Annotated in this window: 20 protein-coding genes and 1 pseudogene; 6 read left to right on the top strand and 15 right to left on the bottom strand. The window is 67.8% G+C overall.

The genetic code is table 11. The annotated features are described in order from the left end of the window. Positions 1–30: 30 nt before the first annotated feature. The 7 genes and pseudogenes from AC1DKQ_RS02355 to AC1DKQ_RS02385 form a co-directional block, all read right to left on the bottom strand. Positions 31–1,209 (bottom strand): ABC transporter substrate-binding protein, encoded by a 1,179-nt coding sequence (locus AC1DKQ_RS02355; protein ID WP_476918098.1) that lies wholly within the window; start codon positions 1,207–1,209, stop codon positions 31–33. A 274-nt stretch (positions 1,210–1,483) separates the two neighbouring features. After that, a pseudogene (locus AC1DKQ_RS02360) lies at positions 1,484–1,897 on the bottom strand (RtcB family protein); the annotation flags it as partial. A 116-nt stretch (positions 1,898–2,013) separates the two neighbouring features. Then, entirely contained in the window at positions 2,014–3,453 is a 1,440-nt protein-coding gene (locus AC1DKQ_RS02365) for a sulfate adenylyltransferase subunit 1 (RefSeq protein WP_476918099.1), read from the bottom strand. Continuing rightward, on the bottom strand, positions 3,453–4,400 hold the full coding sequence (gene cysD / locus AC1DKQ_RS02370) for a sulfate adenylyltransferase subunit CysD (RefSeq protein ID WP_476886272.1): 948 nt from the start codon (positions 4,398–4,400) through the stop codon (positions 3,453–3,455). The genes AC1DKQ_RS02365 and cysD overlap by 1 nt, the downstream gene beginning before the upstream one ends. Next, positions 4,397–5,128 (bottom strand): phosphoadenylyl-sulfate reductase, encoded by a 732-nt coding sequence (locus AC1DKQ_RS02375; protein ID WP_476886281.1) that lies wholly within the window; start codon positions 5,126–5,128, stop codon positions 4,397–4,399. Before AC1DKQ_RS02375 ends, cysD begins: the two co-directional genes overlap by 4 nt. A gap of 53 nt (positions 5,129–5,181) precedes the next feature. Then, positions 5,182–6,927 carry a nitrite/sulfite reductase gene (locus tag AC1DKQ_RS02380; protein ID WP_476918100.1) on the bottom strand — a complete coding sequence of 582 codons (1,746 nt, stop codon included), beginning with the start codon at positions 6,925–6,927 and terminating at the stop codon, positions 5,182–5,184. Positions 6,928–7,070: 143 nt separating this feature from the next. Further along, on the bottom strand, positions 7,071–7,817 hold the full coding sequence (locus AC1DKQ_RS02385) for a sirohydrochlorin chelatase (protein ID WP_476918101.1): 747 nt from the start codon (positions 7,815–7,817) through the stop codon (positions 7,071–7,073). 61 nt (positions 7,818–7,878) lie between these two features. Here AC1DKQ_RS02385 and AC1DKQ_RS02390 point away from each other — a divergent pair, with 61 nt between their 5' ends. After that, positions 7,879–8,550 carry a trimeric intracellular cation channel family protein gene (locus tag AC1DKQ_RS02390; RefSeq protein ID WP_476886274.1) on the top strand — a complete coding sequence of 224 codons (672 nt, stop codon included), beginning with the start codon at positions 7,879–7,881 and terminating at the stop codon, positions 8,548–8,550. Positions 8,551–8,563: 13 nt separating this feature from the next. Then, positions 8,564–8,992 carry a hypothetical protein gene (locus tag AC1DKQ_RS02395; RefSeq protein WP_476886275.1) on the top strand — a complete coding sequence of 143 codons (429 nt, stop codon included), beginning with the start codon at positions 8,564–8,566 and terminating at the stop codon, positions 8,990–8,992. A 130-nt stretch (positions 8,993–9,122) separates the two neighbouring features. Here the strand turns inward: AC1DKQ_RS02395 and AC1DKQ_RS02400 are convergent, their stop codons facing one another. From AC1DKQ_RS02400 to AC1DKQ_RS02415, 4 genes are all read right to left on the bottom strand, one after another. Then, complete coding sequence (locus AC1DKQ_RS02400) at positions 9,123–9,941, bottom strand: endonuclease domain-containing protein (RefSeq protein ID WP_476918102.1); 819 nt, start codon at positions 9,939–9,941, stop codon at positions 9,123–9,125. Between the two features lie 405 nt (positions 9,942–10,346). Beyond that, the gene (locus AC1DKQ_RS02405; RefSeq protein WP_476886277.1) at positions 10,347–11,447 is read right to left on the bottom strand and encodes a polyprenyl synthetase family protein; all 1,101 of its coding nucleotides are present in this window, start codon (positions 11,445–11,447) and stop codon (positions 10,347–10,349) included. Next, positions 11,444–12,835 carry a geranylgeranyl reductase family protein gene (locus AC1DKQ_RS02410; protein ID WP_476918103.1) on the bottom strand — a complete coding sequence of 464 codons (1,392 nt, stop codon included), beginning with the start codon at positions 12,833–12,835 and terminating at the stop codon, positions 11,444–11,446. Before AC1DKQ_RS02410 ends, AC1DKQ_RS02405 begins: the two co-directional genes overlap by 4 nt. Positions 12,836–12,844: 9 nt before the next feature. Then, positions 12,845–13,639, bottom strand: a complete 795-nt coding sequence (locus AC1DKQ_RS02415; protein ID WP_476918104.1) for a demethylmenaquinone methyltransferase — start codon at positions 13,637–13,639, stop codon at positions 12,845–12,847. Between the two features lie 153 nt (positions 13,640–13,792). Between AC1DKQ_RS02415 and AC1DKQ_RS02420 the strand changes: the two genes are divergently transcribed. The 4 genes from AC1DKQ_RS02420 (at position 13,793) to AC1DKQ_RS02435 (ending at position 18,181) form a co-directional block, all read left to right on the top strand. Then, entirely contained in the window at positions 13,793–15,202 is a 1,410-nt protein-coding gene (locus AC1DKQ_RS02420) for an isochorismate synthase (RefSeq protein WP_476918105.1), read from the top strand. A 245-nt stretch (positions 15,203–15,447) separates the two neighbouring features. Continuing rightward, on the top strand, positions 15,448–16,401 hold the full coding sequence (locus tag AC1DKQ_RS02425; protein ID WP_476918106.1) for an ABC transporter substrate-binding protein: 954 nt from the start codon (positions 15,448–15,450) through the stop codon (positions 16,399–16,401). Between the two features lie 35 nt (positions 16,402–16,436). Further along, on the top strand, positions 16,437–17,408 hold the full coding sequence (locus AC1DKQ_RS02430) for an amino acid ABC transporter permease (RefSeq protein WP_476918107.1): 972 nt from the start codon (positions 16,437–16,439) through the stop codon (positions 17,406–17,408). Next, positions 17,405–18,181, top strand: a complete 777-nt coding sequence (locus AC1DKQ_RS02435) for an amino acid ABC transporter ATP-binding protein (protein ID WP_476884557.1) — start codon at positions 17,405–17,407, stop codon at positions 18,179–18,181. Before AC1DKQ_RS02430 ends, AC1DKQ_RS02435 begins: the two co-directional genes overlap by 4 nt. A 99-nt stretch (positions 18,182–18,280) precedes the next feature. On the opposite strand, the gene AC1DKQ_RS02440 is transcribed toward AC1DKQ_RS02435, so the two are convergent. The 4 genes from AC1DKQ_RS02440 to AC1DKQ_RS02455 all read right to left on the bottom strand — a co-directional run bounded on the left by AC1DKQ_RS02440 (position 18,281) and on the right by AC1DKQ_RS02455 (position 25,279). Continuing rightward, positions 18,281–19,240, bottom strand: coding sequence for a hypothetical protein (locus AC1DKQ_RS02440; protein WP_476918108.1), 960 nt, complete (start codon positions 19,238–19,240; stop codon positions 18,281–18,283). 253 nt (positions 19,241–19,493) lie between these two features. Continuing rightward, positions 19,494–21,224 (bottom strand): 2-succinyl-5-enolpyruvyl-6-hydroxy-3-cyclohexene-1-carboxylic-acid synthase, encoded by a 1,731-nt coding sequence (gene menD, locus AC1DKQ_RS02445; protein ID WP_476918109.1) that lies wholly within the window; start codon positions 21,222–21,224, stop codon positions 19,494–19,496. Next, positions 21,221–23,029 carry an arginine--tRNA ligase gene (gene argS / locus AC1DKQ_RS02450; protein ID WP_476918110.1) on the bottom strand — a complete coding sequence of 603 codons (1,809 nt, stop codon included), beginning with the start codon at positions 23,027–23,029 and terminating at the stop codon, positions 21,221–21,223. The genes menD and argS overlap by 4 nt, the downstream gene beginning before the upstream one ends. A 153-nt stretch (positions 23,030–23,182) precedes the next feature. Beyond that, positions 23,183–25,279, bottom strand: coding sequence for a PhoX family protein (locus AC1DKQ_RS02455; RefSeq protein ID WP_476918111.1), 2,097 nt, complete (start codon positions 25,277–25,279; stop codon positions 23,183–23,185). Positions 25,280–25,398 lie beyond the last annotated feature (119 nt).

Raw genomic sequence — 25,398 nt, forward strand, 5'->3', positions numbered from 1 at the left:
TGTTGTGGCTGATTGCTGGAGGCCCGGGGGCTACTCCTTGCCGAGTCCTTCGGCGGAGATCTTCTTGCCGGCCGCAGTCTCGCCGAGGACACTGTTGAGCGCTGTGAGGTCGAAGATGCCATTGATGTCGGCCTGCTTGGTGGTGCCGGCGTCGACACCGTCCTGGAGCAGCTTCTTGTACGTCCCCGCGAGCGGGTCTGTGGTGAAGACGATGTTCTTCAAGGACCGGTCGATCACGTCGGCCGGCAACGCCTTGCCTGCGGCTGCCTTGAGTGCGCCGTTGAGGACGGTGGCTTTCTCGGCGGCGGGCGCCGCGTTGAGCCAGTCCACGGATTCAACATGGCCCTTGAGGAGCGCCTGCACGGTGGCAGGGTGCTCGGCCGCGAACTGCTTGTTGACGATCAGGACGGTAGTGACGAACTCGCCCTTCTCCCACAGGTCCTTCTCATCGACCAGGACCTTCGCGCCGGCCTGGAGCACCAGTCGGGAGGCCCAGGGCTCCGGCAGCCACGCGCCGTCGAGCTTGCCGTCCTGGAACAGCTTGAGGGTCTGGGCGTTCTCGGTCGGGTTGATCGCGACGTCGCCGCTGCCGTCCGTGGAGGTCTTGAACCCCTGCTTGCCGAGCCAGGCCCGGAGGGCCACGTCCTGGGTGCCGCCGAGCTGCGGCGACGCGAGCGTCTTGCCCTTGAGGTCGGCAGCCGAGTTGATACCGGGCTTGACCACCAGCTGCGCTCCGCCAGAGGTTGCTCCGGCGATGATGCTGATGGATTGGCCGTTGCTCTTGACATAGGAGTTGATGGCCGGGTTGGGGCCAATGTACGTGGCGTCAATGGCGCCGGCGTTGAGGGCCTCGATCGCGGCCGGGCCGGCGTTGAAGACCTGTGTGCTGAGTTTGGTCTGGCCGAGTTCCTTGGCGATGAACCCCTTGTTGACGCCCACCAGGGCCGGGGCGTGGGTGACGTTGCCAAAGTAGCCCAGCCGGAGTTCCGTGGCCGGGCCCTGATCCGCCGAGGCCGCTGCCGGGGCGGTTTCCTGGCTGCGGGACAGCGAGGATGCCACGGCTGCGCCGGCGCCAATCAGGAGCCCCAGCCCCGCGACGAGGGCGATCTCCAGGGTGCGCTTGCGTTTGGGTTTGCCGGTCTCGCCGGCGACGATCCGGGTGGTGCCGGGCTGCGTGCCGGGCTCGGGGTTTTCGGGGGTGCGTGACATGGGTGAAGTCCTGTTCTGGGGTGTGCGGAAGGGCCGGGCGGGGTGGTCAGCGCCGGCGACATCGCCCCTGGAAGCCCCTGCGGGGGAGGCCGGAAAACCGTTCCGTTGTCTTCATTCATTCACCATAGGGAGTGTCATATTGGCGGTTCAATGGTCCGGAAACCCGGGGTCACGCGGGTTCACGCAGCGTCACATTCGGCGCCGGACAGCCAGGACCGCCATCCGGGCTCTTGAGCTCATCAATTGCCTTTGACCTTGACGAGCTGCCGCAGCTCTCCTCGCGATTCAGCAGTGCGAAGTGCTGGGCCCAGTGGAGTTCCCTGATGTAGGGCTCGAATTCGGGAGTGCCCTCCTCGAGGTAGGCCAGGGCAGGATTTGGCAGGACGGCTGTCCTCATCCGGGCCCCGCTCCGGGCCCGGGCGATGTGCCGTTGCGCGATGTTGTTGCCCACGCCGCGGGAGCCTGAGTGCAGGAACAGCCACACGGCGTCCGTCTCGTCCACGCACACCTCGATGAAATGGTTGCCCGACCCCAGCGATCCCAGCTGCAGCTTCCAGTTGGCGGCGTACTGCGTTCGGACGGCATTCATGCCGCAGCCGATGTCGACGCCCACGGCGGCCGGGATAACAGCACCCAGGGTGGGTATGACGGATCCCACTGTGGCGCCGAGGCCAAGGTGGGCGTCCGGCGGCCAAGGCGGCGAATACGCGGGAAACGCACGGGGTCGCCGGAACATTCCGGCGACCCCGGCGCGTTTCCGGCGACTCGCGAGCAGTCGGGGGCCTTCAGTAAGTTCGAGCAGACCTAGATCGAGTAACGCTCGTCTTCGTGGTCGCCGGGGTGGTCGTTGACCAGGCCCGCGGCGAGGGTGTTGCCGTCGAGCGGGTCGATCACCAGGAACGCCCCGGTGCGGCGGTGGTGCAGGTAGTTCTCCAGCGGCAGCGGAGCCGCGAGACGAAGCTGCGCGTGTCCGATGTCGTTGAGTTCCAGGGCGGACGTCGGCTCCAACTGGAAGCTGGCGAGGTCCAGCTTGCCCGTCACATTCCGCACCAGGGCCTGGACCGTGCGGGTGCCGTGCTTGACCAGGACCTTGGCGCCCTCCCGGAGCGGTTTGGGCGAGAGCCAGCAGAGCGCGGCGTAGAGGTCTGCCGAAGCTTCGCGCACCGTCCCGGCGGCCGCGATCGTGTCGCCCCGGGCGACGTCGAACTCATCCGCCAGGCGGAGGGCCACGGACTGCGGCGCTGCCGCCTCGACGAGCTCGCGCCCAGCGAAGTCGATCCCGGTGACCGTCGTGGTGCGCGGGTCCTGGCCCGGGGTCAGGATGCTGACCTGGTCCCCCACCTTGACCGCGCCTTCAGTGATCTGGCCGGCGTAGGCACGGTAGTCGCGGTACGCCTCGGGATCGAGCCCGCCGGCGATGGCATCCGGAGCCAGCGCGCCCTGCGGCCGGACCACCAGCTGGACCGGGAAACGGAAGCTCTCCAGATGGCTTTCGAGTTCGTCCGCGGCTGGCAGGGTCTCGAGGACTTCCAGCAGCGCCGGGCCGTCGTACCAGGGAGTGCGCTCCGAGGGGTCCACCACGTTGTCGCCGTCGAGGGCGGACACCGGGATGACGAAAAGATCCGCGACGCCGATAGTATCTGATTCCTGGCGACCGAGCCCCAGCTCGCGCCCGACCTGCTGGACGTCCGCCTCGATCTCCCTGAACACATCCTCGCTGAAGTCCACGAGGTCGATCTTGTTCACGGCCACGATCACGTGCGCCACCCGCAGCAGCTGCAGCACGGACAGGTGCCGGCGGGTCTGCTCCAGGACACCCTTGCGGGCATCGATGAGCACGACGACGGCGTCCGCGGTGGACGCGCCGGTCACCGTGTTCTTGGTGTACTGCACATGGCCGGGGCAGTCCGCGAGGATGAAGCTGCGGCGGTCCGTGGCGAAGTAGCGGTAGGCGACGTCGATGGTGATGCCCTGCTCGCGCTCCGCCCGCAGCCCGTCGGTCAGCAGGGCGAGGTCGATCGCTTGTGTGCCGGTGGCCCCTTCGCCGCCGAACCCGCGGTCCGCGGAGGTGCGGGCGACGGCGTCGAGCTGGTCGGCGAGGATCGCCTTCGAGTCGTGCAGGAGGCGGCCCACCAGCGTGGACTTGCCGTCATCGACAGAGCCTGCGGTGGCGAAGCGGAACAGCGTGGTGGGCAGCGCCGCGGCAACGAGGTCCGCGCCCGGGAGAAACGTTTCCGTGCTCATTAGAAATAGCCGTCCTTCTTGCGGTCTTCCATGGCGGCCTCGGAGATGCGGTCATCGGCCCGGGTGGCGCCACGTTCAGTGATGGTCGAGGCGGCAACCTCAATGACGACGTCGCGCACGGTGGCGGCGTCCGATTCCACGGCGCCGGTGCAGGACATGTCGCCGACGGTCCGGTAGCGGACCGTCTTGGTGATGACTTGCTCGTGTTCGCGCGGCTGGGAGACCTCACCGACGGCGCGCCACATGCCGTCGCGGGCAAAGACTTCGCGGTCGTGGGCGTAGTACAGGCCCGGCAGCCCGATGTTCTCGCGCTCGATGTAGCGCCACACATCCAGTTCGGTCCAGTTGCTGATCGGGAACGCGCGGACGTGCTGGCCCACCGTGTGCCGGCCGTTGTACAGGTTCCACAGCTCGGGGCGCTGGTTGCGGGGGTCCCACTGGCCGAACTCGTCGCGCAGGCTCAGGATCCGTTCCTTGGCCCGGGCCTTGTCCTCGTCCCGGCGGCCGCCGCCGAAGACGGCGTCGAACTTGTTCCGCTGGATCGCGTCCAGCAGCGGGACGGTCTGCAGCGGGTTGCGGGTGCCGTCGGCACGCTCGGCCAGCTCGCCGGAGTCAATGAACTCCTGGACGGAGCCGACAACGAGCTTCAAGCCCAGCCGTTCCACGGTCCGGTCACGGAACTCGATGACCTCGGGAAAGTTGTGCCCGGTGTCCACGTGCAGCACCGGGAAGGGCACCTTGCCGGGCCAGAAGGCCTTGGTGGCCAGGTGCAGCATCACCACGGAATCCTTGCCGCCGGAGAACAGCAGCGCAGGCTTCTCGAACTCGGCGACCACCTCGCGGATGATGTGAATGGCCTCGGACTCGAGTGTGTCCAAGCTGGAGAGGCGTGTTAAAACGGGAGCGTCGGTCACCTGCGTTGGCTCCTCAGTCAGGAAAGTGCTCATACGTGTAGTCCGCATTCTGTCTTGTCGGTTCCTGCCCAGCGTCCGGCGCGGGGGTCGTCGCCGGGCGCCACCTTGCGGGTGCAGGGCTGGCAGCCAATGGACGGGTAGCCCTGTGAAAGCAGCGGGTTGACGGGAAGAAGGTTGTCGATCGAGTACTGCACCAGCTGGTCGAAGGTCCAGGCCGCCACCGGGTTGACCTTGACCAGGCCGTTGGCCTCGTCCCAGGTGACCAGCGGCGTGTTGGTGCGGGTGGGGGCCTCGTCGCGGCGGACTCCGGTGAACCAGAGCTCGTAGCCGGCGAGGGTGCGCCGCAGCGGCGCCACCTTGCGCAGGGCGCAGCACTGCGCGGGGTCCCGGGCAAAGAGGTCCTTGCCCAGGAGCCGGTCCTGCTGCTCCACGGTGTTCTCCGGCAGCACGTCGACGACGTTGACGCGCAGATTCGCCGCCACCTCGTCCCGCGTCGCGTGCGTCTCCGGGAAGTGGTAGCCGGTCTCCAGGAACAGGACGTCGACGCCGGGAAGCTGGTCCGCCACCAGCGCCGGCAGCACCGCGTCGGCCATGGAGCAGGCCACGGCCACGGCGGGCAGCTCGAAATTGCGGGCCACCCAGGCGATGACGTCGCGGGCTGGGGCGTCCCAGCCGAGCTCGGCGGCGCCGGCCTCGGCGAGGGCCTTGAGCTCGTCGTGGGTGCGGAGCGTGGGCGTGCCCGCGGCGGCCAGGTCGGCCACCTCCTGGGGCGCTGCTTCCGCAACGACGGGATCGACTCCCAGGGCGTGCTTGCTCACTGGAGATCTCCCTCGTCCGCGGCGAACGCCCACTCGGCGAAGCTTTGGCCCTCGGAGCGGTCCGCGACGAACTTCCGGACCACGCGTTCGACGTAATCGGGCAGCTGTTCTGCCGTGACCTTGAGGCCGCGGACCGTGCGGCCGAGGCCTGCCTCCTCGCGGCTGTCGGAGGCGAGCCCGCCGCCGAGGTGGACCTGGAAACCCGGGGTGGGGTCGCCGTCGGGCGTTGGCAGCATCATGCCCTTGAGGCCGATGTCCGCCGTCTGGATCCGGGCGCAGGAGTTGGGGCAGCCGTTGATGTGCAGCGACAGCGCCTGGGGCAGCTGCTTGCTCTCGGCGAGGTCGGCCAGGCGGCGTTCCAGCTCGGCAACCGCCGTCGCCGCTGTAACCTTCGTTTCCACGATGGCGAGCTTGCAGAACTCGATGCCGGTGCAGGCGATGGTGCCGCGCCGGAACACGGACGGGCGGGCGGACAGGCCCAGCGCGTCGAGCTCGGCCACGAGGGGGTCCACCTCGTCCTTGGGCACGTCGAGGACCACGAGCTTCTGGTGCGGGGTGGTGCGCAGGCGCCGTGAGCCGCGGGCTTCCAGGGTGTCCGCGAGCCGGACCAGCTGGCCGCCGGAGAGCCGGCCGGCCAGCGGGGTGGCGCCGATGAAGAACTTGCCGTCCTTTTGTTCGTGCACGCCGATGTGGTCGCCGGGCGTGGACGGCTTGGGCGCGGCGGGGCCGTCGTCGAGTTTGTAGCCGAGGTACTCGTCCTCCAGGACCTGGCGGAACTTCACCGGTCCCCAGTCGGCCAGCAGAAACTTCAGCCGGGCCTTGGTGCGCATCCGCCGGTAGCCGTAATCGCGGAAGATGCTGGTGACACCGAGCCACACGTCGGCCGCCTGGTCCGGGCGGACGAAAGCCCCAAGGCGCTTGCCCAGCATGGGGTTGGTGGAGAGCGCGCCGCCCACCCAGAGGTCGTAGCCGATGCCGAGCTCGGGGTGGACCAGGCCCACCAGGGCGACGTCGTTGATCTCATGCACCACGTCCTGGCTGGGGTGGCCGGTGATGGCGGTCTTGAACTTGCGCGGCAGGTTGGCCAGCTCCGGGTCGCCGATGAACCGTTCGGCGAGTTCCTGGATCAACGGCGTGGGGTCGATGATCTCGTCCTTGGCGATGCCCGCAACCGGGGAACCGAGGATCACGCGCGGGACGTCGCCGCAGGCTTCCGTGGTGGACAGCCCCACGCCCTCGAGGCGGCGCCAGATCTCGGGCATGTCCTCCACCCGGATCCAGTGCAGCTGGATGTTCTGGCGGTCCGTGAGGTCGGCCGAGTCGCGGGCGAAGTCCACGGAGATCTGGCCGATGACGCGCAGCTGCTCGGTGGTGAGCGCACCGCCGTCGATCCTTACGCGGAGCATGAAGTATTTGTCTTCGAGTTCGTGCGGCTCAAGCGTGGCGGTCTTGCCGCCGTCGATCCCGGGTTTGCGCTGGGTGTACAGGCCCCACCAGCGGAAGCGGCCGTGCAGGTCGGTGCCGTCGATCGAGTCGAAGCCGTGCTTGGAATAGACGGACTCGATACGCTCGCGGACGTTGAGGCCGTTGTCTTCCTGTTTCCAGGTCTCGTTGGCGTTCAGCGGCGCGGTGCCGTCCACTTTCCACTGCCCGTGCGGCTTGGCGGCCGGGCGGGAGGGGCGTTTGGTGCGGCCGGCGGCAGCCTCGTCCGTGGACGCTCCGGCTAGAGCTGTATCAGTCATGCATCGACTGTAGGGGTGGCCGTAATCCCGTCACAAAGGTTCAGAAATGGGGAGTCACCTAGGGAAATAATTCGTCACGAACCGCCGGAAACCCTTGAAGTAGCCCCGCGGCTGTGCATCTGGACGGACCGATGCGGGGACCGTCAGGGCCGGGGTTGTGGGGCTGCGGCCAGCGCAGCGTCGTAGCGTTCCAAGGCAATTTCGGCGAGCACGGGCGAGGGCAGCAGGGGCGCCGTCACCAGGTCCGCGCCGGCGTTGGCCAACTGGTCATGGAAGAAGCCCGGCGCCAGAAGATAGGAGGCGATGACCACCCGTCCGCCCAAGTCCACGGCACCGGCCGACTCCCCCGCGCCGGCACCGCCGGCGGCCTCCTCGCGGAGCATGGCGACGGCGTCGGGAACCGATGGCTTGGCGGAGGCACCGTAGCCAGCCACGATCCGGTTGGAACGCAGCGCACGGAGCTGGTCCGCGAGTTCCTCGACATTCCGTGCCGCGCTGGGATCGGAGGAACCGGCCGCGGCGAGGATCACGGCGTCGTTGTCCGTCACCCCGGCCTCGCGCAACCGCTGGTCCAGCAGCGCCGCGAGGCGCGGATCCGGCCCCAGCGGCGCCGCGGCAAGAGTGTCCGGCCGGCTCTTCACCGCCCGGGGGATGTCCACCTTGACGTGGTACCCCACGCTCAGCAGCAGCGGCACCACGACGGCCGTTTCCCCCTCCGGAAGGGCCGCCACGACGGCCGGCAAGTCCGGGTCCTGCACATCAACGTAGGCCTCGCGGACGTCCAGCCCGGGACGGAGCCCGGCGATGCCGTCCCGGAGCGCGTTGACCTCCGCGGCTCCCTGCGGGCTCGACGTTCCGTGGGCGCAGGCGATCAGGATGGGGCTATTCATAGCCGTTAGCGTAACCTTGGAGCCGCCCTATCCGCCCCCCTTGTATCGACCGGGACGCATCATGACCTTCTACTTCAGTGTTGTCCTGGTCTGGCTTGACCTCGCCGGCGTCTTCTTCTTTGCGGTCTCCGGCTCGCTGCTCGCTGCGCGGAAGCAGTTCGACATCATCGGCTCGCTGCTCCTGGCCTCGGTGGTGAGCCTTGGCGGCGGTGTCATCCGCGACATCATCATCAACGCAGGCCCGCCCGCCGCGTTCACCAACCCGGCGTATCTGGCGCCGCCCCTGTTCGCCACGGTGCTGGTCTATTTCCTGTTCTCCAGCGTCCAGCGCTTCACGTCGCTGCTGGTCCTGTTCGACGCCGGCGGGCTGGCCCTGTTCTGCATCACCGGCACCCTGAAGGCCCTGGCCGCCGGGATGAATCCCGTGGCTGCCGTCCTGCTGGGTGTCACGACGGCGGTGGGCGGCGGCCTGCTGCGGGACATCACCGCCAACGAGGTACCGCAGCTTTTTGACCCCAAGGATCTGTACGCTCTGCCGGCGTTCGCCGGGGCAGTGTCAACCGTGGTCCTGTCCCTCACCGGAACCTTTACCGCGGTGAGCGCCTGCGCCGTTGCCGCGATCGTCTTCGCCTTCCGGGTCACGGCCTGGCGGCGCCACTGGTACGTTCCGCTGGCGGTGCGCGGCTGGCACCGGCTGGGCCTGGACCCGGCGGAAAACGACCATAGGGATTAGCTAGGATAAGACCATGACTGACATGTTCCTCGAGAAATTCCGCGCGCTTGTTCCGAAGTATCTCGAAGACGAATGGCAGGAAGAAGATGGCCTCCCGGCGGACGAGCTCGACGCCGCCCTGGCCGAACACCAGTTCCAGGTCCCGCTGGTCCTGCGCGAGTTCTACCTGGCCGTCGGCGGCTGCGAGGACATCATGGAGGCCTACCACTACTTCTGGGACCCCGAAGAGCTCGAAGTGGACGACGAAGGCTTCCTCATGTTCCTCGAGGACGAGGAAGAGCAGTTCACCTGGGGCTTCCGCGTCGGGGACCTCAGCATCCCGGATCCCATCGTGTACCGCCGGAACAACGCCCGCGGCCAGTGGAAGAGCGAGGAGGGGACCTTCTCCGAATTCGTCTTCGACATGTTCGAGTGGGCCTTCAACGACGAGGACGAAGACTAGGCCGCCGCAGCCTCAAGCTCCGGCCCTCCTCTCCTCACCGCCGGGTCTCCCCATGTTTGGCGTCCCTCACCGGAGTGTCCGGCGGAACCGCCGGTCATCTGCGGCGTCGGAAGTTCATACCTGGCGAAATTCAGCGGATGACGCGGCCGCGTAGCACGTGCCACACCTCATCGATGACCTTCTGCGGGTTGTAGACGACGTCGTGATACCCGTACCGGAGGACGGCGTAGCCGGCCAGGGTGCTGGCGTTGTTCCGCCTCCGGTCCTTCTTGACCTGCGTGCGCTCAAGATGGGTGCTCCCGTCGATCTCCACGATCAGGAATCCTTCAAGCAGGAAGTCCACGAAGCCGATCCCCGGAAGGTTTACTTGCGTCTGGGTGTAGATTCCTTGGCTTCTGAAGAGAAGCCTGGCAACGACCTCGATCGCCGAATCAGCGGTGCCGTCGACCAGGTCCAGGACTGCGCGGGCGGCCCCGTTCCGGTTTCCCGGCAGCCGCTGCCTGAGGTAATCAAGCGTGGTGCGGCCCTGCAGCAGGGCGTTTTCCACCATGACGGCGGCATCCACCGGGGGCAGGCAGCGCAGGGCATGGAGCAGGGTGTCCGTCAGGCTGGCGGGCTGCGGAAAATCCGGCGGAACCAGACTTGCGCGGTGGACGACAGCTCCGCGCGCTGATCCGTGGGCGCACAGCAGATGCAGCCGTTCAGGCTCATGGAGGCGCCATATGCCGTGGAACGGTGCGGCGGAGGCGCAGGTGCGCGTGGCGTTCGCGAGCACGGCCGCCACGAAGTCCGCCCGCGCCCCGGGCAGCGCCACCACCCCATGGCGGAGGCGCTGAATTTCCCCGGCAGCCACGGAAGTGCGGATTCCGTTCGACGTAAAACCGGCCTGCAGCAACGTGGCCGTGCGGGTCACCGAGCCGGCGTATCCCAGGTAACTCGCGAGGTCCATGGGCCAAGCACACTCGCGGAATGACAGCCCGGGAAGCCACAACGTCGGCCATGTGGACAAGTCCGCACCACGCTCGCCGCTGGCTTTGTCCGGTTTTGAGGACTTCCGACGGCGTGTCCCGCCACCGTCCCGCGCGTCCTGCCGTTGCCCGGCCAAAGGTGGGGAAACTCAGCGCGACAAAGTTCGGCATTCGATTGAAATCTTGTGACAATAAATTTACAGAACAGTCTGGACTCCATGACATAACTGTCATAAGCTCTTTCTTGGGTTCACCAAATGCCTCCGGTGGATCTGATGCGAACGGAGAAATGGCCCCGGTTCGGCACAACGGAAGACTCGAACGTTGTGAGGAACCGGGGCCATTCCGTTTAAGCAAGAGGCCGGATAAGCGGTGCGCCCGGGAAGCTAGCTGCTGCGGTCTACTACCGCGTGGGCGAAGCTGGTCAGCGACGCCTTCACGACGCCTTCCGGCAGCGGGGCAAGGGCGGCAATGGCCTCATCGGCCCAGGCACGCGCCACCACCCAGGACTCTGCGGTGACGGGGTGATCCCGGAGGCCGGCCACAGCGGCGGCCAGGGCCTCGTCCGAACTGAGGTCGCCGTCAATCAGCGTCAGCAGTTCGACGGCGGTCAGGTCCCCGTCGCGGGCGGCGTTGCGCAACAGCAGCACGGGCAGGGTGGGGACGCCTTCGCGCAGGTCGGTCCCCGGAGACTTGCCGGACTTGACCTTGATCCCGGTGACGTCGATGACGTCGTCGGCGAGCTGGAAGGCCACGCCCACCTTCTCGCCGTATTCGACCAGGAAGGGCTCGTAGGACTCGTCGGCACCGGAGAAGATCGCGCCGAGCTGGCCGGAGGCGGCCACCAGCGAGCCCGTCTTGTCCGCGATGACGGACAGGTAGTGCGCCAGGGGATCCTCGTCCGGCCGCGGGCCCACGGTCTCGTGCAGCTGACCCAGGCAGAGCCGCTCAAAAGTGCGCGCCTGGATGCCCAGCGCGCGGGAGCCGAGCTCCGAGACCAGGATGGAGGCGCGCGCAAAGATGAGGTCGCCGGTCAGGACGGCCACGGAGTTGCCCCAGACCTCGTGGGCTGTCGGCGCCCCACGGCGGAACGGCGCGGAGTCCATGACGTCGTCGTGGTACAGGGTGGCGAGGTGCGTCAGTTCGACAACGACGGCGGCCTGCACCACAGCGGGCAGGGAGGCGTCGCCCAGGTGGGCGCACAACAGGGTCAGCAACGGCCGGATGCGCTTGCCGCCGGCTTCCACGAGGTGACGCGACGTTGCGTCAGCCAGGGGATCGGAATTGGCAATGGCCTCGCGCAGCTTCTTCTCGACGCGCGCCAGGTTGGTGGTGATCGCGGGGCCCAGCTCGGGGTCACCAGCAATCGCCGCGAAGCCTGCCGGCAGTTGGAGGCCGGTGGCGATCGCGGTGGTGTTGAGGTCGGGTTCAGAGCTCGGCAGGCCGTGTCCGGCGTGCGTCCAGCTTTGGTCTGCAGAGTTGGTCACGGGTTAACCCTAACTTTTGTTGCGGAAACCGCGGAGTTGGTGTCGGAGCGGGGAACACTGTCCGTGGCGGGTGCGGCCTGGTTCGATGCGGCCTGGTCCGATGTTCCCTGGTTCGATGTTGCCGGAACCAGCGATTCCAGGACCCGGATGACGCGGTCCTCGAAACCCTTGGCGGCAGGATCGGTGAGGTTGGCCAGCAACCGCACCACGAAACGCATAAGCACGGGGACGGGCATACCGGTCCGGAGGGCCAGTTTCATGACGGTCGGCTTGCCGATCAGGGCGGCGAACGCACGGCCCAGCGTGAAGTGCGAGCCCCACTGCTGCCGCACGTAGCCGGCGTACCGGGCCAGGTGCGCATCGGCGTCGGCCGCACTCCAGCCTGCCGACGCCGACCGGGCGGTGCCGTCGATGATGAATTCGGCCGCAAAGCGGGCGGACTCCATTGCGTAGGAGATGCCCTCGCCGTTGAACGGGGAGACCATGCCGCCGGCGTCACCGAGCAGCAGCAGGCCCGGAGAGTAGTGCGGGGTGCGGTTGAAGCCCATGGGCAGCGCGGCGCCGCGGATCTCGCCCACCTGGTTTTCCGGGGTGAAGCCCCAGTCGGCGGGCATGCCGGCGGTCCATTCGCGGAGCACCTGCTTGTAGTCCAGCTTGCCGAAGTCCTTGGAGGAGTTCAGGATGCCCAGGCCCACGTTGGAGGTTCCGTCGCCGACGCCAAAGACCCAGCCGTAGCCGGGCAGGAGTTTGCCGTCGCGGCCGGGAAGCTCCAGCCAGCCTTCCATCCAGTCGTCCTCGTGCCGCGGCGAGGTGAAGTAGGTGCGCACGGCCACGCCGAGCGGTCGGTCGTCGCGCTTGCGGATGCCCAGCGAGACGGCAGTGCGCGTCGAGTTGCCGTCCGCCGCGAGGACGACGTCGGCGGTGAAGTCGCGGGTTTCGCCGGTCTTGCGCCCCGAGTTGTCCAGCAGCGCGGCGCGGACGCCCGTCACCCGGCCGTCCTCGGAGTGCAGCGCCTCGGTGACGCTGTGGCGTTCGTGCACGACGGCGCCCGCGGACTGGGCGTGGCGGGCCAACTGTTCGTCGAAGCCGAGGCGGGTCCTGATCAACCCGTACTGCGGGAAGTCGGCGACCTCCGGCCAGGGCAGTTCGATCGTGCGGCCGCCGGCGATCAGGCGCAGGCCCTTGTTCCGCCGCCAGCCGTCGGTTTCGGGATGCGCAAGGCCCAGCTTCTGGATCTCGCGGACTGCGCGCGGAGTCAGGCCGTCGCCGCAGACCTTCTCGCGGGGAAAGCTGGTTTTTTCCAGCACCGTGACGTCAATGCCTGCTTTGGCAAGGTAGAAGGCGGCGGTGGATCCGGCCGGGCCGGCTCCGACGATCAGTACTTTCACGCGTGGCGGCTAACGCCCGGGCCGGGTGATGTTGCGGCGCAGCTTCGCCACCGGTCCGGTGTGGGCTGCCATTGCCGCAGCACCCGCGGCGGGGCCAGTTGAGGGGCCGGCCAGCGGTTTCTGGGCCCGGTGCACGGCGACAATGCCGCCACTGAGGTTGCGGTAGGTGACAGATTCCCAGCCAGCCTCCTGCAGCCATGCCGCCAGGTGGTCCTGGTCCGGCCAGGCGCGGATGGACTCGGCGAGGTACACGTAGGCGTCGGGGTTGGAGGAGACCTTGACGGCGATGGCCGGCAGGGCCCGCATGAGGTATTCGGTGTACATGGTGCGCCACAGCGGCACCACGGGCTGGGAGAATTCCGCGATGACCAGCCGGCCGCCGGGCTTGGTGACCCGGAGCATCTCGGCCAAGGCCTTCTTCGGCTCGTTGACGTTGCGCAGGCCGAAGGAGATCGTGCTGGCGTCAAAGGTGTCGTCAGCGAACGGCAGGCGGGTGGCATCCCCGGCGATGAAGTCAATGTCCGGGCGGCGGCGCTTGCCGACCTTGAGCATGCCGAGGGAGAAATCACAGGCGATGACGTTGATGCCGGCGTCGGCATACGGCTCGCTGGAAGTGCCGGTGCCGGCGGCGAGGTCCAGGACGCGCTGGCCGGGCGATACACCCACGGCATCCACCACCACCTTGCGCCAACGCCGCGTCTGCCCCATCGACAAGACATCGTTGACGACGTCGTATTTGGGGGCGACGTCGTCAAACATCGTGGCTACTTCGTCCGGACGCTTATCCAAGGATGCTCGGTTCACCCTGCCATTGTCTCAAATGATCGGCTCCCCCACGAACGGAGCGCCGTTCAGCGCGGCTTTCACCTGCGGGAACGGCCGCTTCCGCCGCGTTCGGCCCCGGTCGGACCCTGTTTATCCACGGCACGGGCGATCACGGGCTAGTGTTGTGCCATCATGACGAGCACGTTCCGCACCTTGACAGTCCCCCTCGATGCCGAAACTTTCCCCGGGGGCCTGCCGTCGTTTCTGGTCCGGGATGATGTCCTCTGCTGGACCCGCCGCGAGGCCGGGCTCGTGGGCTTCGGCGAGATCGCCCGGTTCACCGCCACCGGCCCCGAGCGGTTCCTGGAGGCGGACATCTGGTGGCGCCATCTGGTTCTGGAGGCCGACATCGAGGACGCGGTGGGCTGCCCCGGCACCGGCCCGGTGGCATTTGGCTCCTTCGCCTTCTCCAAAGTCTCCGCCCACGAGTCCCGGCTAATGGTTCCCGAAATCGTCGTGGGGCTCCGCGACGGCCAGGCTTGGCTGACCCAGCTCACGCTCGACGACGGCGAACTCACCGAAGCAGGCGCCCGCGCCGCCCTGGACCGCTGGCTTGGCAGCGCTGGCGCCAATACCGGCGCCGGTGCCAATTCCGGCGCGGCCGCCACTACGGACAACACCGTGGTGGACGACCCGGTGCCGGGGGGCGCGCAGGCCGGCGGCGCCGTCGTCGTACGTCCTTTGCCGCTGGCTGCAGGGGCCACGCTGCACACGGGCTCGCTCAGCGAGGAAGACTGGATGGCTGCCGTTGCCGCGGGCGTCGAGGAGATCCGGACCGGGGCACTGGAGAAGCTGGTGCTGGCCCGCGACGTCGTGGCCACCGTCCCCACCGGCGTCAATGCCGCCCAGGTGCTCCGCGAGCTGTCGGCGCGGTACCGCGAATGCTGGACGTACGGGGTGGACGGGCTGGTGGGCGCCACGCCGGAAATGCTGATCCAGGTGGAGGGCCGCACCGCGCAGGCCCGTGTCCTGGCCGGCACGCTGGACCGCCGCGACGCCGACGGTATGGACGGCTCTCCGCTGGAATTCGCCGAACGTGTCCTTGCCGGCTCCGAGAAGCAGCGGCACGAACACGACATTGCGATCCAGTCCCTAACGACGCAGCTGGCCCCGTTTTCCGAGGCCATGAATGCGCACAGCGAGCCGTTCATCCTGGAACTGCCCAACGTGTGGCACCTGGCCTCGGATGTGAAGGCAGAGCTTGCCGAGGTGGAGGGCCATGTCCCCACCTGCCTGGCCCTGATCAACGCACTGCATCCCACCGCCGCCGTCTGCGGCACCCCCACCACCGTGGCGGGCGCCCTGATCCGCAAGCTCGAGCGCCTGGACCGCGGCCCGTACGCCGGTCCGGTCGGCTGGCTCGATGCGGCCGGCAACGGCGAGTGGGGCATCGCACTGCGCGGCGCCGTCATCGAATCCCCGCAGACGGTCCGGCTCTACGCAGGCTGCGGCGTGGTGGACGGGTCCGTCCCCGAGACGGAACTCGCCGAGACGTGGGCGAAGTTCCGTCCCATGCTGGAGTCGCTCGGCATCCACAGCTAGCTTGCCGGGTTGCCGGGTTGGTGAAAAGGGGAAGCCAGCGCGTGCCGCGGCGAAGCCCGCGTGAACGTCGAATCGGCAGAAATCCGGGATTACAGACAGATCGGGCATTGGAGATATTGCGTTTGGGTCTGGTTTAGTTATCCAATAGTGAAACTTAGTTTTCTGTGACGTACATCTCTTTGTCGGCGATACACTTTTTAAATCGACTTGAATACGCATCCCTCCTGCAACAAAAAGGTAAGAAAATGCAGATCTCCCGTTCGCTCCTGAGCAACCCCGCACTCAAGGCCGCCACGGTGCTCGCCGTGAGCGCATTGGCCCTCACAGCCTGCACGAACGCCTCCGAGACCGGGACCGGCGGCGCGGCCACCCCTTCCGGCAGCGCGGCGGCAAGCTTTGACCCCAGCACGGTCCAGAAGGACGATGCCTTGGCGGCCATGTTGCCTGAGGCGATCAAGACCAAAGGCACTCTGACCGTGGGCTCGGATACGTCCTACGCACCCGCAGAATTCCTCGGTACCGACGGCCAGACCGCCGTGGGCTACGACGTCGACATCGCCAAGGCGATTGGCGCCGCGCTGGGCCTGAAGGTCCAGGTCCAGACGGCCGAATTCACCGGCATCCTCCCGGCCCTGGGCCCGAAGTACGACCTCGGGATCTCCTCCTTCACCATCAACCCGGAGCGGCTTGCCGCGGTGAACATGGTCAGCTACTACAAGGCCGGCACCGGCTGGGCAGTCCAGAAGGGCAACCCGAAGAAGGTGTCCCTGGATGACCTGTGCGGCAAGTCCGTCGGTGTGCAGACCGGCACCATCCAGGAGGATCCGGATCTCTCCGGCCGCAACAAGAAGTGCCTTGCCGAGGGCAAGCAGCCCATCAACATCGTGACGCTTAAGACCCAGACGGATATCACCACCCGCCTGGTCAACGGCAGCATCGATGCGATGGCAGCCGACTCCCCCATCATCGGCTACGCGCTGACCCAGACCGGCGGTCAGCTTGAAAAGCTCGGCGAGGTTTACGACGCCGCACCGCAGGGTATCGCCGTCGCCAAGTCGGACAAGGCCCTGGCAGACGTCATCCAGAAGACCGTCACCAAATTGATGGAAGACGGCTCCTACAAGAAGATCCTGGAAGCCTGGGGCGCCGCTGACGGTGCCATCACCACGTCCGAGGTCAACCCGGCGGTCTCGTCTTGAGCCTTCCCACAACCCCACCAACGGCAGGGACAGCGATGGACAGCCATGAGGACGCTCACGCAGCGCCGGTACTGAACAACGCAGTACCGGTGCGGCACCCCGGCCGCTGGATCAGCGCCGTCATCATCGTCGGCGTCCTTGTCGCCTTCCTCCAGAGCCTGTTCACGAACCCTAACTTCCGCTGGGATGTCGTGGGCACCTACATCCTGGACACCAAGGTGGTCCAGGGCGTGATGTGGACCCTGTTCCTGACGTTTGCCTCCATGGTCCTGGCAATCGTCCTGGCCATCCTCCTGGCCTTCATGCGGCAGTCCGACAACCCTGTGTTCCGCTGGTCCAGCTGGACGTGGGTCTGGTTCTTCCGCGGCACCCCGGTGTACACCCAGCTGCTCTTCTGGGGGCTGGCCACTGTTCTCTATCCGACCATCGTCCTCGGAATCCCGTTTGGTCCTGCAGCCATCACCTGGGTGACCTCGGATCCCACCCACGGACTGATTCCGGCCATCCTTGGCCTGGGTTTGAACGAGTCCGCGTATCTCGCCGAGATCTTCCGTGCCGGCCTGAAGTCGGTGGACCAGGGCCAGAGTGAGGCTGCAGAGGCACTTGGCATGACGAAGGGCAAGATCATGCGGCGGATCATCCTGCCGCAGGCCATGCGCGTCATCGTTCCGCCTACCGGCAACGAGACGATCGGCATGCTGAAGACCACGTCCCTGGTCCTGGCCGTGCCGTTCACGCTGGACCTGACCTTCGCGACCAATGCCTTGGCCAACCGAATTTACCTTCCGATTCCGCTCCTGATTGTCGCCGCTTTCTGGTACCTGCTAGTCACCAGCCTGCTGATGGTGGGCCAGCACTTCATTGAGGCGCACTACGGCAAGGGCGTGGACAACCGGGTTCCGGCCGCAGTCAACCCCGCGGCAGCCAAGGCTTCCGCGGCAGTGGCCCCCAGCGCCGAGGCCGAGCCGGACCTGAAGATGGACTTCCCCGAGGAGGAGGCGAAATGACGATCACCACTGAGAAACCGCTGGTACAGATCGAGGGCCTTCACAAGTATTACGGCCACCACCACGTGCTGCGCGGAATCGACCTGACCGTCAACCAGGGCGAGGTGTCGGTGGTGATCGGCCCTTCCGGTTCGGGCAAATCCACCATGCTCCGCTGCGTGAACCTGCTCGAGACCATCAGCGCAGGTCGCATTTCCGTGGGCGGCGAGCTGATCGGCTACCGCGAGGTCAAGGGCCGGCTCCATGACCTGAAGACCAAGGAAATCGCGGCCCAGCGGCGCGAGATCGGCATGGTGTTCCAGCGCTTCAACCTGTTCCCGCACAAGACGGCGCTGCAAAACATCATGGAAGCTCCGGTCCAGGTCAAGGGCCAGTCGAAGTCAGTGGCCCGGAAGCGGGCCCTGGAGCTGCTGGACCGCGTGGGCCTTGGCGACCGTGCCGGCCACTACCCGTCCCAGCTCTCCGGCGGCCAGCAGCAGCGCGTTGCGATTGCCCGGGCCCTGGCCATGGATCCCGAGCTCATGCTGTTCGATGAGCCCACGTCCGCGCTCGACCCGGAGCTCGTGGGCGATGTCCTGAACGTGATGAAGGACCTCGCCAAGTCCGGCATGACCATGATCGTGGTGACCCACGAGATCGGCTTCGCCCGGGAGGTCGGTGACCGCCTGACGTTCATGGACGGCGGCATCGTGGTGGAGTCCGGCGACCCGCGGGAGGTCTTGGCCAACCCGCAGCACCCCCGCACCAAGGAGTTCCTGAGCCGGGTTCTGTAGTCCGACGCGGAAGGTTCCTGTCGATGCGCAAATGCCCTGTCGCTACCGTTATTCGGGTGGCGACAGGGCATTTGCGCGTCGCGGGAAGGGTTGTGTGTGTCATGGCCACGCTGCGGAACGGGCTCGACGGCGGGGTGCACCGAACGCGTCCAGCTTCTGTTCCAGCCGGCCCGGTTCCATAAGGTCCGCCCAGGCCCACCGCACCACCCGGAGCCCCGTGGCCCGGATCCGGTTTTCGCGCTCTTTCTCGTCCACGACGGCCTGCGATGCGGTCCTGCCCCGAAGGTATTCGGGTTTCAAATATTTCTCGACGCCGTCGAACTCGCCCACCAACCGTGCTTTCTGCCAGTAGTAATCCCCGTAGCCCACCAGACCGGAGACGTCCCGGACTTCGTGCTGAAGTTCCGGCGGCTGGAAACCGGCTACGCACATGAGCCCGCGGCTGTAGGACTCCCCCGGAGACCCGGACCGCGGATCCGCGAATTCCACGGCAGCCCTGATCCTCCGCGCAGCCGCAGCGGTGTAATTGCCGTCGACACCCGCCAGCAGTATTTCCTTAGAGAGCGCGGGCAACCCATGCGCGGGGTCAGGCCTAAGCACATGGTCCAAGGGAACAATGGCTTGAGCAAACGGCGTGAAAGCAGCCAGATCCAGCACCGTACGGACCCTCCCCGTGACCAGAAGGCCCTCGCGCCGGAACACCTTGAGACCGTCCGGGTCTGCGTAGTGCCGCCGCACTCCGGCGCGCGAGCGTCCGCCGCCGCTCTGAAGCGTCAGCGCATGGACCGGATGCCGCTGGCCAATAGTTGGAACTCCCCACACGGACGCGGCTGAGTGCCTGGCAAAAACTGTCCGGGCCGTGAATGTCTCCGCCGCGGCACTAACCCGGATCCGGTACTGTTCCCAAGGCTGCAGCGACCTCCACGCCTCCCCGTCGACGTAGACGCCATGGCGCACGCGAACCAGCGCGCCTGACCGGCAGCGTTGGGCGAGCTCTTTCGGCGTGACCCCATGTTGGATGTGCTCGCGGGCCAAGATCAATCTCGGTAGTTCGTTCATGGAACGAAGATCGCAGCAAGGGAGGATCGGCGCCATGACCGGCCGCCCGGATGTGGACAACCCGACGCCCTTCCCCTCCGCAGACACAGATTCCGGCCTGCGACGCTCATTCCGGCCTGCGACACGCAAGTTACCTGACGTGGCGGGTATTCGGGTGTCGACTGGTATTTTGCGCAGCGCCGGGCGCCGAACGCAGCGCCGGGCGCGGAGCGCGTCGCCGGCAGGGAGCGCAGGAGCGCCCCGCAGCCAGCGGCTACGTCTGCGGGAGGCCTTCCACGGCGGTGGCCACCGCGGCCCGGATGGCGCGGTGCAGCTCCCCCAGCCGGTGCCGGTCCGTGCGCACTTCGATGATGCTGCGGCCCTCCAGCGGGCCGGCCAGCGCTTCGGCAAGTTCCACCGTCGTGCCGACCCGGCGGTGCTCGACGCCGTAAGCCGCGGCCAGCGCGGCGAGGTCCACCTGCTGCGGGGTGGCGAAGAGGCGTTCGACGGCGTTGCCGTAGCGTCCCGCCGCGGCGACTGCGCCGTGCTCCAGGAGCCCGAAGATGGCACCGCCGGCGTCGTTGAGCACCACGATGCGCAGCTGCGGTTCGGCCTCCCCGGGGCCGAGCAGGAGTCCCCCGGCGTCGTGCAGGAACGTCACGTCCCCCATGAGCACGGTGGTTTCCTGGCCCCCGCCCAGCGCGATCCCCGTGGCGGTGGACGTGGTGCCGTCGATCCCGGCCAGCCCCCGGTTGGCGAACACGGTGGCCTGCGGCTCGGCGGGCGGCGCGCCGGCGAGGTCGACGTCGCGGATCCCGTTCGAGGAGCCCAGGACGAGCTGCCCGCGGGCGTGTTTCCAGACCTCGGCGCCGACCGACGGGCCGGTCGCGGCAGGGGACGCGGCCAGGATCAGGTCCACGGCGTGCTGTGCGGCGGCTCCTGCCAGCAGCCAGGCATCGAGCCACGCGGCGGCTCCGCGCCCGGCGAATTCCGCCAGGTCCGCCAGGGATTCAAGCGGCAGTTCGGTGCGGCGTCCGGGTTCGTACCAGGCCACCGGCACGGGCTGATACAGGGCCGAGGGGACATCGGCCCGCTCCAGCAGAGCGCTCACCGGCCGGGAGAGCGTCGGCCGGCCGAAGAGGACCACCCGTTCGACCGGGTGGGCCGAGTCCGCGCCGAAGTGGTCGAGCAGCAGCCGGTAGGGCCCCACGGCGTTGGGGCCGAAGCGGGCGTTGGAGGACGGCTCGGCCAGCAGCGGCAAGCCGTGCGCGCGGGCGAAGGCCTCGGCGACCGGACCGGCGTCGTGCCCGGCCAGCACCACGGTGCGCCGCTCCGGCAGTGCCGTCGGCGCAGCCGGGAAGTCCAGCGCCAGCGGGCTCCGGGCGGCCCGGTACAGCCCGCGTCCGCCCGCAGCGGGCAGCCCGTCGCCCACGGCGGGGACCAGCGGGTCGCGGAAGGCAAGGTTCAGCTGCACCGGCCCGGGAGGGGCGTCCTCGAAGGCTCCGGTGGCGGCGCTGAGGGCGGTGTCCACGGCGCGCCGGGGATCGCTGCCCGCGGGCACGTCTACGGCGAAGCGGACGTGCTCGCCAAAGAGGTCCAGCTGCACGGTGGTCTGGTTGGCACCGGTCCCCCGCAGTTCCTCAGGCCGGTCGGCGGACATCACCACGAGCGGCACCGCGGCGTGGTTGGCCTCCATGACGGCCGGCAGGAGGTTGCCGACGGCGGTCCCGGACGTGGTGAGGACGGCGGCGGGGGCACCGGCGGACAAGGCGAGGCCCAAGGCCGTGAAGCCGGCTGAACGCTCGTCGATCCGGACCAGCAGTTCCACGCGTCCGGCGGCTTCGGCCTCGGCCAGGGCGTAGGCCATGGGCGCCGAGCGCGAACCCGGGGACACCACCACCTGGCGCACACCGGCGGCGAGCAAACTGTCGACGGCGATGCGCGCGGCCTCCACCGCGGTTAGGCCGCCGGGAGTCGCCGACGCGGCAGCGGAATCCGGACTCACATGTTCTCCGGCGTTTCGATGCCCAGCAGTTCCAGGCCGCCGGAGAGGCGGCGCAGGGCCAGCGCGCACAGGGCCAGCCGCGAGTCCCGGACCGATTCCTCGGCCTTGAGCACCGGGCACTGGTCGTAGAAGGTGGTGAACAGCTGCGCAAGCTCAAAGAGATAACCGCAGAGCCGGTGCGGCTCCAGCGCGTCCCGGACCTTGTTCAGCGTCGCGTCGAACTCCAGCAGGTGCAGGGCCAGCGCGCGTTCTGCGGGTTCGACGACGGCGATCGCCGTGGCCGGCCCACCCACCCCGGCTGCGGCGATGCCGGTTGCCTGGGTGCCGGCCGGCATGCCGCCGTCAGGGCCGCCGGTGACCTGCTCCAGCACCCCGGCTTTGCGCAGGATGGAGCGGATCCGTGCGGCAGCGTACTGCACGTAAGGTCCGGTGTTGCCGCTGAGGGCAAGCATGCGGTCGAAGTCGAAGACGTACTCCGTGTCGTGGCCGGTGGAGAGGTCGGCGTACTTGACGGCGCCGATGCCCACCTGGCGGGCGGTCACGGCGCGTTCGTCCTCGCTCAGCTCGGGCCGGCTCGCGTCAATGACGGCACGGGCGCGGTCCACGGCCTCCTCGAGCAAGGCCATGAGCTTCACCGGGGCACCGGAGCGGGACTTGAGGATCTTCCCGTCCTCCCCGAGCACGTTGCCGATCTGCACGTGCACTGCCTGCACCGTGTCCGGCAGCCAGCCGGCGTCCCGGGCCGTGGCCATGACCATCCGCAGGTGCACGTTCTGCGGGGCACCCACAACATAGAGAACCCTGTCGGCCTTCAGGTCGCGGACCCGGTAGCGGATGGTGGCGAGGTCGGTGGTGCCGTAGCCGTAGCCGCCGTCGGACTTGCGGATAATGAGCGGCATCGGCTGCCCGTCGCGGCCGGTAAAGCCCTCGGGGAAGGTGCACAGGGCGCCGTCGCTGATCCGGGCGAGGCCGCGCTCCTCCAGCTCCTGGCACAGTTGTGCCAGATGCGCGTCGTAGGAGCTTTCGCCGGCGATGTGGTCGTCAGTGAGACTGATGCCCAGCATGGAGTAGATGGCGTTGAAGTAGCGCTTGGACTGGGCGACGAGCCGCTGCCAGACGGCGAAGGTCTCCGCGTCTCCGCTCTGCAGCGCGACGACGCGGAGCCGGGCGCGGGTGGCGAAGCCGTCCTCGTCGGCGGCGGAGGCATCGAACTTGGCCCGGGCGGCCTGGTAGAACGCGCTGGGGTCCTCCACCAGCAGGGCCGCCTCCGGGGAGTCCTCGCCGATCTCCAGCCAGTGTTCGATCAGCATGCCGAAGGGGGTGCCCCAGTCGCCGATGTGGTTCTGCCGGATCACGGTGTCACCAAGGGCTTCGAGCACCTTGACGAGGCTGTCCCCCACCACGGTGGTGCGCAGGTGGCCGACGTGCATTTCCTTGGCGACGTTCGGGGAGGAATAGTCGACGACGACGCGCTGCGGTGTCGCGGCCGGCGTCACCGCCGTGGCCTTGGACGCGGCTTGGACCGACTCTGCATTGAGCAGTTCCTCGATCCAGGTGCCGTCAAAGCTCAGGTTGATGAAGCCGGGCCCGGAGATTTCCACGCTGGTGCAGATGCCGTCCAGGTTCAGGGCCTCGACGATCTTGGCGGCGGCGTCCCGCGGCGGCAGGCCGGCTTTCTTGGCCAGGGCCATGGCGGCGTTGATCTGGATGTCGGCGAACTGGGAGGGCCTGACCACCGGGTCCGTGTGCCGGAACTCTTCGCCGAACGCGGTGGCAATTGCAGCCTGGACTCTGGGGACAACCAATTCGGCCGGATTATTCACAGTCCCAAATTATCAGTTCGGGCCTGCCCGGGCTTCTCCCCTCCCTCAGCCCAAAGCAACGCGGGGTCAGATCGCGCCCATGTATCGCCTCAGCATGGGCGCGAAGTGACCCCGCGTTGCAGTTGCGGGAGGTGGCTAGGCGCCTGTGCGGAACACCTGGACCACGGACGGACGCGGGGCACGCACCTGGCCGGGCTTCGGCGTCGCGCCTGCGGCGACGTAGTCCGGGAAGTAGGAGTGCTGCTCGGCGAAAGTCCCTTCCTCGCCCGGGTGCTGAACGGCAACGAACACTGTGCGTTCGTCGTCGTGGATGATCGGGCCGCAGGTCTCGGCGTCGCGCGGGACGGCCAGGAACTGCTCCACCTTGCCACGCTCGGCACCGGCCAGGGTCACCTTGAAGAGCCCGTCGGCGTAGCCGATGCTGGAGGGCGCGCCGTCGGTGGAGATCCACAGGTTGCCTACGGAATCGAAGGCCACGTTGTCCGGGCAGGAGATGGGTGAGACCTGGCTGGCGGGGAACCCGGCGAAGTAAGCGGCGGAGTTCTTGGCCGGATCGCCGCAGACCATTAGCAGGTTCCAGCCAAAGGTGGTTGACGTCTGGTCCCCGGTCTCGGTGATTTCGACGATGTGGCCATCGCGGTTGAGGGTGCGGGGGTTGACCTCGGTGGCCCCTTCCTTGCCGGGCTTGCCGCGGTCCACGTTGTTCGTGCAGACCACATAGACCTTGCCGGTGTGCAGGCTGGGCTGGACGTCTTCGCAGCGGTCCATCTTGGTGGGGCCCACCTTGTCGGCGGCGAGGCGCGTGTAGACGAGCACCTCTTCCACGGACATCCCGGCCACCTTGGATTGTCCGCCCACCACCAGGGGCAGCCACTCCCCGGCTCCGTCGAAGGCTCCGTCGGCGGGAAGCTTGCCCGCGCCGTCGAACCCCGAGGCCGGGGAATTTCCGGTGAACTTGGCGACGTACAGGTCGCCCTCGGAGAGCAGCGTGAGGTTGTTCCTGCGGTCCTCCGCCGTTTTCCCGGGCCGGTATGTGCCGGCGGAGACGAACTTGTACAGGTAGTCGAAGCGCTCGTCGTCGCCCATGTAAGCCACCACGTGGCCGGACTTGGCGACGATCACGTTGGCGCCTTCATGCTTGAAGCGGCCCATCGCGGAGTGCTTGCGGGGCGTGGAGGAGGGATCGAACGGGTCCACTTCCACGATCCAGCCGAAGCGGTTGGCCTCGTTCTGGTAGCCGGGGTTGCGGGTGTCGAAGCGCGGGTCATCCAGTTCCCACTGGCGGGCAGTGGGCTTGCTGGTCAGTCCGTAGCGCTTGTCGGCGTCAGAGGTTCCAGGCGTGGCGAAATAGCCGTTGAAGTTTTCCTCGCCGGACAGGATGGTGCCCCACGGCGTGGTGCCGCCGGAGCAGTTGCCCAGCGTGCCCTTGATGGAACGGCCGGAGGGATCGGCTGCGGTCTTCAGAAGCGCGGATCCGGCGGCCGGGCCGTCGAGCTGGTAGGTGGTGTCGGTCAGGAAGCGGCGGTTCAGGCCCGCGCCCCGGACGTAGTTCCAGGGCTTGTTCTTGTTCTTGCGCTCCAACTCGACCACCGTGAGGCCGTGGGCTGCGCGGCCGATCGCGCGGGCCTCGGCGGCGTCGAATCCAGCTGGCAGCATGATGGACTCGTTGGTGTATTCGTGGTTGGTGAAGAGCACGGCCCGGCGGTCCTTGGAGCCGTCGATCGGCAGGATGTCCGTGTAGTCGTTGTTATAGCCGAACTGGCGGGCCTGCGCCGGCGCGCTCTGGCGATCGAGGTCGAAGGCCGGCGAGTCCTTGAAGAGCGGGTCGCCCCAGCGGATGACCGGTTGCCAGGTGAACCCGGCCGGGACGGTGAGCTGGTCCACGGCGGCGTCCACCGGAGCGATGGCGGTGAACTGCAGCTTCGATTTTCCAAACCCCTCCTTGGCGGCGGCGGCGAGGCCCGGGCCGCCGTCGGCCGCGGCGGGCCCGGCGGACGTGACAGCGTTGCCGAAGGCGACGGCGAGGGCTCCGGCGGCGCCGAAGCCCAGGGCGGCGCGGCGGGACATCGTGGCGGAGGCGATGTCGCGGAAGTAGCTGTTGGTGCTGGTGTTGCAGACCTCGCCGGAGCAGGCGTTGTCGCACTTCAGCGCGCAGGTAACGGGGCTTCGTTTGCCTTTGGTGTGGCCAAGCATGGGGAGCAGGGAGAACGTGCGTCCGGAGGAGACAGACATGGAGAGACCTTCCATGGGGTGAGTTGCGGTCGGGCCCACCCTTCCAGCCGCTGGCTACCGAGAGGCGTCTCCCAGATGAAGGCTCGGTGAACGGCGCACCTCCCTACGGAACCCGCCCT

This window comes from Arthrobacter sp. 05L421 (assembly GCF_056397785.1).

Excerpts from the sequence above, each read along its gene's own strand:
- cysD (WP_476886272.1), bottom strand. The coding sequence starts at position 4,400 with ATGAGCACTTTCCTGACTGAGGAGCCAACGCAGGTGACCGACGCTCCC.
- AC1DKQ_RS02380 (WP_476918100.1), bottom strand. The coding sequence starts at position 6,927 with ATGACTGATACAGCTCTAGCCGGAGCGTCCACGGACGAGGCTGCCGCC.
- AC1DKQ_RS02365 (WP_476918099.1), bottom strand. The coding sequence starts at position 3,453 with ATGAGCACGGAAACGTTTCTCCCGGGCGCGGACCTCGTTGCCGCGGCG.
- AC1DKQ_RS02420 (WP_476918105.1), top strand. The coding sequence starts at position 13,793 with ATGACGAGCACGTTCCGCACCTTGACAGTCCCCCTCGATGCCGAAACT.
- AC1DKQ_RS02425 (WP_476918106.1), top strand. The coding sequence starts at position 15,448 with ATGCAGATCTCCCGTTCGCTCCTGAGCAACCCCGCACTCAAGGCCGCC.
- AC1DKQ_RS02385 (WP_476918101.1), bottom strand. The coding sequence starts at position 7,817 with ATGAATAGCCCCATCCTGATCGCCTGCGCCCACGGAACGTCGAGCCCG.
- AC1DKQ_RS02435 (WP_476884557.1), top strand. The coding sequence starts at position 17,405 with ATGACGATCACCACTGAGAAACCGCTGGTACAGATCGAGGGCCTTCAC.
- AC1DKQ_RS02390 (WP_476886274.1), top strand. The coding sequence starts at position 7,879 with ATGACCTTCTACTTCAGTGTTGTCCTGGTCTGGCTTGACCTCGCCGGC.
- AC1DKQ_RS02395 (WP_476886275.1), top strand. The coding sequence starts at position 8,564 with ATGACTGACATGTTCCTCGAGAAATTCCGCGCGCTTGTTCCGAAGTAT.
- AC1DKQ_RS02430 (WP_476918107.1), top strand. The coding sequence starts at position 16,437 with ATGGACAGCCATGAGGACGCTCACGCAGCGCCGGTACTGAACAACGCA.
- AC1DKQ_RS02440 (WP_476918108.1), bottom strand. The coding sequence starts at position 19,240 with ATGAACGAACTACCGAGATTGATCTTGGCCCGCGAGCACATCCAACAT.
- AC1DKQ_RS02355 (WP_476918098.1), bottom strand. The coding sequence starts at position 1,209 with ATGTCACGCACCCCCGAAAACCCCGAGCCCGGCACGCAGCCCGGCACC.
- AC1DKQ_RS02400 (WP_476918102.1), bottom strand. The coding sequence starts at position 9,941 with ATGGACCTCGCGAGTTACCTGGGATACGCCGGCTCGGTGACCCGCACG.
- AC1DKQ_RS02455 (WP_476918111.1), bottom strand. The coding sequence starts at position 25,279 with ATGTCTGTCTCCTCCGGACGCACGTTCTCCCTGCTCCCCATGCTTGGC.